Here is a 6,446-nt window from a genome sequence, read left to right on the forward strand (position 1 = left end):
CTACGCGATGATCACGTCCCACTCCTCTTGCGGGTAGGCGCTCTCGACTTCGAGCAGGATGGGCTTTTCAATCGACTGCTGCAGGAGTTCAAGCGCCTGCGATTCCTCTTCGAGCAGAAGATCGATCACGGTCTGGCTCGCCAGGATGCGGAACTCCTTCATCGTGCGGTACTGCTTGGCGAGCCGCACGATCTCGCGCAGGATGTCGTAGCAGACCGTGCGGGCGGTCTTGATCTCGCCTCTTCCGCCGCAGATCGGGCACGTTTCGCAGAGCACGTGCGCGAGTGACTCGCGGGTGCGCTTGCGCGTCATCGCGACGAGGCCGAGTTCGTTGAAGTTCGAGACCGTCATCTTCGTGCGGTCACGCGCGACTTCGCGGCGCAGCTCCGAGAGCACCGCCTCGCGGTGCGCGTCCTTCGCCATGTCGATGAAGTCCACGATGATGATGCCGCCGAGATTCCTCAGCCGCAGCTGCCGCGCGATCACCTGCGCCGCCTCGAGGTTCGTCTTGAAGATGGTGTCGCTGAAGTCGCGCTTGCCCACGTAGGCGCCCGTATTGACGTCGATCGTGGACATCGCCTCCGTCTGGTCGAAGACGAGGTAGCCGCCGCTCTTCAAGTCGACGCGGCGCGCGAGCGCCTTCTCGATCTCCTGCTCGATGCCGTAGTGCTCGAAGAGCGGCGCGTCGCCCGTATAGTGCTTGAGCCGTCCGGCGGCTGCCGGCACGAACTGTTCGGCGAAGCGCCGCAGGGCGGTGCAGGCCTTTTCGTCGTCCACCTCGATCGAGACGGTCTCTTCGTGCACGAGGTCGCGCAGAATCCGCTGTGCGAGCGTGAGGTCCTCGTAGAGGAGCGCCGGCCCCTTCGCTTCCTGCGCGGCCTTGCGGATGCCCTGCCAGAGCTGTGAGAGGTACGTCATGTCGGCGCGGAACTCCGCTTCGGTCGCGCCCTCTTCGGCGCTCGTGCGGATGATGTAGCCGCCCTTTTCTTCAGGAGGACGGAGCGCCGTCACCTCGGCGCGCAGCCGCTCGCGGAGCGCTTCGTCGTCGATTTTCTGCGACACGCCGACGTGGTTGTCGTTCGGAAGGTAGACGAGCTTTCTGCCGGCGAGCGAAATCGTCGTCGTGAGGCGCGCACCCTTCGTGCCGATCGGGTCCTTCGCCACCTGCACCATCAGACGCTGCCCTTCGTGGAGCATCGTCTCGATGGGCTTCAAGGCGCCGGACTCCGTGCGCGCGCCTTCGATCTCCGCAATGTGAAGGAACGCCGTCCGCTCGAGTCCGACGTCGAGGAACGCGCTCTGCATGCCGGGAAGCACGCGGACCACTTGGCCGTAGTAGACGTTGCCGACCAAGCCTCTCGCGTAGGTGCGCTCGATCAGAATGTCCTGCAGAACGCCGTCTTCTAAAATGGCGGCGCGCGCCTCCTCTCTGGAGCTGTTGATGAGTATCTGTTCCACGAACTCACGACGCCCGCCTTCCCGGGGCGCCTCCTCACGAAAAGAAAAAATGCCGCCCCATTGTATAGGGGGCGGCGCTCGCGACAGACGGAATTCGAACGCATGCTCCTCATCACCGGCGGCGCCGGCTTCATCGGCTCGAACTTCATTCTTGATTGGCTCGCTCACCACGACGAACCGGTGACGAATCTCGACGCGCTCACCTACGCGGGAAACCTTGAGAACCTCTCCGATCTGCGCGGCGACGTCCGCCACCGCTTCATCCACGCTAGCGTAGCGGACGCCGAGGCGGTAGCGGACGCCTTCGACCGGGCGCGCCCGCGGGTGGTGATTCACTTCGCCGCCGAGAGCCACGTGGACCGATCCATCTCCGGGCCGAAGATCTTCATTGAGACGAACGTGCTCGGTACGGCGACGATGCTCGACGCCGCGAAGCGCTACTGGGAGTCGCTCCCGCCGAGTGAAAAGTCGGAATTCCGCTTCATCAACATCTCGACCGACGAGGTCTACGGGTTTCTCACGCCCGTCGCGCCGCCCGCCGTCGAAACGACGCCCTTCGACCCGAGCAGTCCCTACTCGGCGAGCAAGGCTGCGGCCGATCAACTCGGCCGCGCCTATGCGCGCACCTACGGGCTGCCCGTCATAACGGTGCGCTCAACGAACAACTACGGCCCGCGGCAGTACTGCGAGAAGCTCACGCCGAGCGTCATACAAAAGGCGCTCGCCCGCGAGCCGATCCCGATCTACGGCTCCGGCCGTCAGATCCGCGACTGGATCCACGTCTCGGACTTCTGCAGGGCGCTCGAACGCATCCTCGAAGGCGGCGCGCCCGGCGAGATCTACAACGTGGGGGCGGAAAACGAACTCGCCAACATCGACTACGTCCGTCGCATCTGCGGCATCCTTGACGAACTCGCTCCTCATCCGGACGGCTCCTACGCGGACCTCATCCGCCACGTCGCGGACCGCCCCGGACACGACGTGCGCTATGGGCTCAATCCGGAGAAGTTGAGGCGCACGCTGGGGTGGAAGCCGAAGATTCACTTCTACACGGGCCTCAGGGATACCGTCGACTGGTACCTCGGCGGGGTGAAGGAGGTCATTTGAAAATGAAGACCTCCTTTTTCGAGCAAAGACGACGACGAAGCGAGTTCTGTAGCCTCATGAAATAGCGACGTGGAGAAAGGCGCGCCCATGTCGACGATGTGTGGGGCTTCTTGCCGCGGTTCAACTGGATGGTTGAATCGAATCCGACGGGCAACGCCAGGACGGGGTTGAGTTTCCATACCGGATGTTTTTTCGCCCAGGAAGACATCGAGCCAAACAAGAATTCATCCACCGGCATGCCCAATTTTCGACTGGCTGCGAGGGCATCAAGGGCACACTTTTTCGTAATAAAGTAGGCAAGGGTGCCAATCGGGGAGGGCTTGTAGGGATGCATGAGCTTCCTCCCGTGCATGACGGAGTACTCATGTTTGGCAACCTTCATGGTGCAGTTGTCGAAGAAGTTGAAGGGCTGCACCAACTCCAGATCCTTCGGGATCCATGAGGCATCGCGGAAAAAGTCTGCGGCTTCCGGGGAGATCTGAATGTCGTCTTCAATGATGAGCGCCCAGGATTCCTTTGACTTCGCCAGAAGCTCCCAACATTTGATATGGGAAAGGTAGCAGCCGACTTCTCCGGGGGACAGAAGTCTCGGGAACTCCCATTTGTCCTTAAGCGGCATCTGAATATTCCGGAGTGTTTCGGTGCTCAGTTGCCGCCCGTCGACGCCTGAGATGCGGGTGATGGGGAGATTCAGTTGGTCAAATTGATTTCTTACGGATTCCCAACGCTCGGGAGACCGGTCGAGATTGATGACGAGGCGAAGCATGGAGGATGCGGATTGATTGTTGTCGGTCGGTGATTTTTCAGGGAGCCGAATGCTGCGTCTTCTCGGAAAGTTCAATTTCCCCCTTGCGGGCGGATGACTTCTGAAAGACCCGTACGGAGAGGAAGACGCCGATCAGGAGAAGCGTCATGCCGGTGCTCATCAGGGGCGTAGGCAGGGCGTGCCGCATGATGTGGGCGTAGATCACGGCGAAGATCGTCTCAAAGATGATCATCTGACCACCCAGTGCAGGCGTCAAGCGCTGGCTCATGGCGTTCCAGAAGCAGATGGCCAACCATGAGCAGATGAGGCCGAGGATGAGGGTGCCGATGAGGAAGTGTTCCGGCGTTGGGGCAAACACGGCCTCAACGGAAGGCGCGGCGGCGATCCACCAGACCAGGCCGAAAGCGGCGGCAGGGAGCGCGGCCGCACCCTGCGCGGCCGTCCAGAAGGTGGCCGAGAGCTGGCCGCGGTGGTGGATCAGCCATTCGGCATTGCTGATCGGGTACCAGGTCCAGACGATGAGGGAGAGGAAGGCAAAGAAGACGCCGAGCCAGAAGCCAGAAGGTGGTTCATCGGAACTCGCGAGAAAGTAGGAGAACTCCGTCCAGTTGAGACAGACCATACCGAGCGCAACCAAGGTCAGCGGAAAGGCGAGCCTGCGCCAGGCCACGGCCTGGCCGTGGCGGCGCGCACGGAGGTTCGCCACCACCGCCACGCAGATCGGAATCATCGCCGTGAAGGCGCCGGCGATCGGCGCGCCCGACAACTGTACGGCAGACGCGAGAAGCCAGTAGAAGAAGAGGTTTCCGACGACGCCGAGCGCCAGAGCGTTTCCCCAGTCGCTCCGCGTCATTTTTCTGAGCGACTCTCGCTGAAAGCAGAGAAGCACTGCCGAAAAGGCGCCGAAGATCGTGTAGCGGGCAAGCGCGATCAGCATGGGGTCGTAGGCGGAGAGCCACAAGGGGATCATGTAGACCAACCCCCAAAGGGCGCAGGCGAAAACGCCGAACATCAGACCAACGAACACGACTGCCTCTAGATGGAACTTCGGGTGGAAACTGGCGCGGGAGGAAAGCGCTATCGGCCGCGCGCGGCTGCATTGGGAACGCAATGAAAACCGGCTGAGACGTCGGAGCAAGCCTTTCAAAGGCTTTTGCCGGACTGGCGCCCCTCCTCAAGGATCTCTCCCTGAGGCTAGCAAAGCTCGCCTGTGTCTGGCAGCGGGTAAACGAAGGGCCGCCCGAAATCGGATCGGGCGGCCCGTTTGGGGTCAGGAAGATCGGCGCTTACTTCGCGGCCTTGGCAGCGCGCTCAGCAAAGATCTTTTCCCAACGTTTCGTCTGCGCGAGAACCTGATTGGGGGCGGTGCCGCCAAGATGGTTGCGGGCGTTGACGGAGCCTTCGAGCGAAAGCACCTTGTAGACGTCGCCTTCGATCTTGTCGCAGAAGCCCTGAAGAACTTCAAGCGGGAGCTCTTCGAGGCCGCACTTGCGCTCAGCGGCGGCGCGGACCGTCTGACCCACGATGTCGTGGGCGGTGCGGAAGGGAACGCCGTGGCGGACGAGGTAGTCGGCAAGGTCGGTGGCGGTGGGGAAGCCCATCTGCGCGGCCTGATGCATGGCATCGGTCTGCGGTTCGACGCCGGCCATCATGTCGCAGAAGGCGCGCAGCGTGTCCTTGACGGTGTCGATGGCGTCGAAGACCGGTTCCTTGTCTTCCTGGAAGTCCTTGTTGTAGGCGAGCGGCGTGCCCTTCATGAGCGTGAGCATCGACATCAAGTCGCCGAAGACGCGGCCGGACTTGCCGCGGGCCGTTTCCGGAACGTCCGGATTCTTCTTCTGCGGCATGATGGACGAACCCGTCGTGAAGCGGTCCGGCAGCTTGATGAAGCCAAAGCGCTGGCTCATCCAGATCACGAGCTCCTCGGAGAGGCGGGAGATGTGCATCATGATGAGCGAAGCGGCGGCGCAGAACTCGATCGCGAAGTCGCGGTCGGAAACGCCGTCGAGCGAGTTCTGGGAAACGGCCTCGAAGCCGAGGAGCTGAGCCGTGTATTCGCGGTCGATCGGGTAGGTCGTGCCGGCAAGGGCCGCGGAGCCGAGGGGCGAGACATTGACGCGGTGGCGCAGGTCAAGCAGGCGAGCGCGGTCGCGCTCGAGCATCTCGACGTAGGCGAGCATGTGGTGGCCGAAGGTCACGGGCTGGGCGACCTGCATGTGCGTGAAGCCCGGCATGATGACGTTATAGTTCTTTTCGGCCTGGGCGACGAGCACTTCCTGAAGGTGCTCGACGCGCTTGATGATCTCGTCCACTTCGCCGCGCAGGTAGAGGCGGATGTCGGTCGCGACCTGGTCGTTGCGCGAGCGGCCCGTGTGCAGACGCTTCCCGGCGTCGCCGATCAGAGCGGTGAGGCGCGCCTCGATGTTGAGGTGCACGTCCTCAAGCTCAAGCTGCCACTCAAACTTGCCGGACTGGATCTCTTCGCGGATCTGGGCCATGCCGCGCTTGATGTCCTCGAGGTCCTTCTGCGTGATCACGCCGACCTTGGCGAGCATGGTGGCGTGGGCGACGGAGCCGTCGATGTCGACGAGCGCCATGCGCTTGTCGAAGTCCACGCTGGCGGTGTAGCGCAGCACGAAGGCGTCGACGGGTTCGGAGAAGCGGCCGGACCAGGCCTTCTTCTTGGCATGCAGGGGATCGTTGGAGTTGTCTTGAGCTTCGCTCATGGAAAGCCTCTTCTTTGGGAAGACTATGGAGAGACGTGATTTTAAGGGGGCCGCGGCGGCGGCGGGGGAAAATTTGCCCCGCTCCGGACCCACCCCATATAATCCACAGACTTCGGGGTGTAGCGCAGTCCGGTAGCGCGCTTGCTTTGGGAGCAAGATGTCGCGAGTTCAAATCTCGCCACCCCGACCATCGTCGTCCATCCCCATCCCAGTCCGCCCGTAGCTCAGTTGGATAGAGCATCTGCCTTCTAAGCAGAGGGTCGTGAGTTCGAGCCTCGCCGGGCGGACCAATGTCACATATCCAATAAGACTTCGGTTAGTAAAAGTTTCCCACACAGGGCTGACGCACGGCGAAGTGGTCACTTCGTCGAACGATAGATCTCCACCAA

General features: G+C 62.1%; 5 protein-coding genes and 2 tRNA genes. 3 read left to right on the forward strand and 4 right to left on the reverse strand.

Annotated features, from left to right (window positions below; all coding sequences use genetic code 11):
- Window positions 1-1,458: a ribonuclease G gene (rng, locus tag ACT6Y9_RS00500; protein WP_443743133.1), complete on the reverse strand. Its 1,458-nt coding sequence runs from the start codon at window positions 1,456-1,458 to the stop codon at window positions 1-3.
- A 102-nt stretch (window positions 1,459-1,560) separates the two neighbouring features.
- Here rng and rfbB point away from each other — a divergent pair, with 102 nt between their 5' ends.
- Window positions 1,561-2,565, forward strand: coding sequence for a dTDP-glucose 4,6-dehydratase (gene rfbB, locus ACT6Y9_RS00505; RefSeq protein WP_443743134.1), 1,005 nt, complete (start codon window positions 1,561-1,563; stop codon window positions 2,563-2,565).
- Here the strand turns inward: rfbB and ACT6Y9_RS00510 are convergent.
- From ACT6Y9_RS00510 to argH, 3 genes are all read right to left on the reverse strand, one after another.
- On the reverse strand, window positions 2,558-3,331 hold the full coding sequence (locus ACT6Y9_RS00510) for a glycosyltransferase family 25 protein (RefSeq protein WP_443743135.1): 774 nt from the start codon (window positions 3,329-3,331) through the stop codon (window positions 2,558-2,560). The two genes, rfbB and ACT6Y9_RS00510, sit on opposite strands and share 8 nt — an antisense overlap.
- Before the next feature lie 37 nt (window positions 3,332-3,368).
- On the reverse strand, window positions 3,369-4,358 hold the full coding sequence (locus ACT6Y9_RS00515) for a DMT family transporter (protein ID WP_443743136.1): 990 nt from the start codon (window positions 4,356-4,358) through the stop codon (window positions 3,369-3,371).
- A 259-nt stretch (window positions 4,359-4,617) separates the two neighbouring features.
- Window positions 4,618-6,057 carry an argininosuccinate lyase gene (gene argH, locus ACT6Y9_RS00520; RefSeq protein ID WP_443743137.1) on the reverse strand — a complete coding sequence of 480 codons (1,440 nt, stop codon included), beginning with the start codon at window positions 6,055-6,057 and terminating at the stop codon, window positions 4,618-4,620.
- A gap of 113 nt (window positions 6,058-6,170) precedes the next feature.
- Between argH and ACT6Y9_RS00525 the strand changes: the two genes are divergently transcribed.
- A tRNA-Pro gene (locus tag ACT6Y9_RS00525) sits at window positions 6,171-6,247 on the forward strand.
- 23 nt (window positions 6,248-6,270) lie between these two features.
- Window positions 6,271-6,347: transfer RNA gene (locus ACT6Y9_RS00530), tRNA-Arg, on the forward strand.
- Window positions 6,348-6,446 lie beyond the last annotated feature (99 nt).

It is taken from the genome of Sutterella sp. (genome assembly GCF_052272535.1).
GTDB lineage: Bacteria > Pseudomonadota > Gammaproteobacteria > Burkholderiales > Burkholderiaceae_F > Sutterella.

What these genes read in the sequence shown, in the direction of transcription:
- rfbB (WP_443743134.1), top strand. Translation starts at nt 1,561, where the DNA reads ATGCTCCTCATCACCGGCGGCGCCGGCTTCATCGGCTCGAACTTCATT.
- ACT6Y9_RS00510 (WP_443743135.1), bottom strand. Translation starts at nt 3,331, where the DNA reads ATGCTTCGCCTCGTCATCAATCTCGACCGGTCTCCCGAGCGTTGGGAA.
- argH (WP_443743137.1), bottom strand. Translation starts at nt 6,057, where the DNA reads ATGAGCGAAGCTCAAGACAACTCCAACGATCCCCTGCATGCCAAGAAG.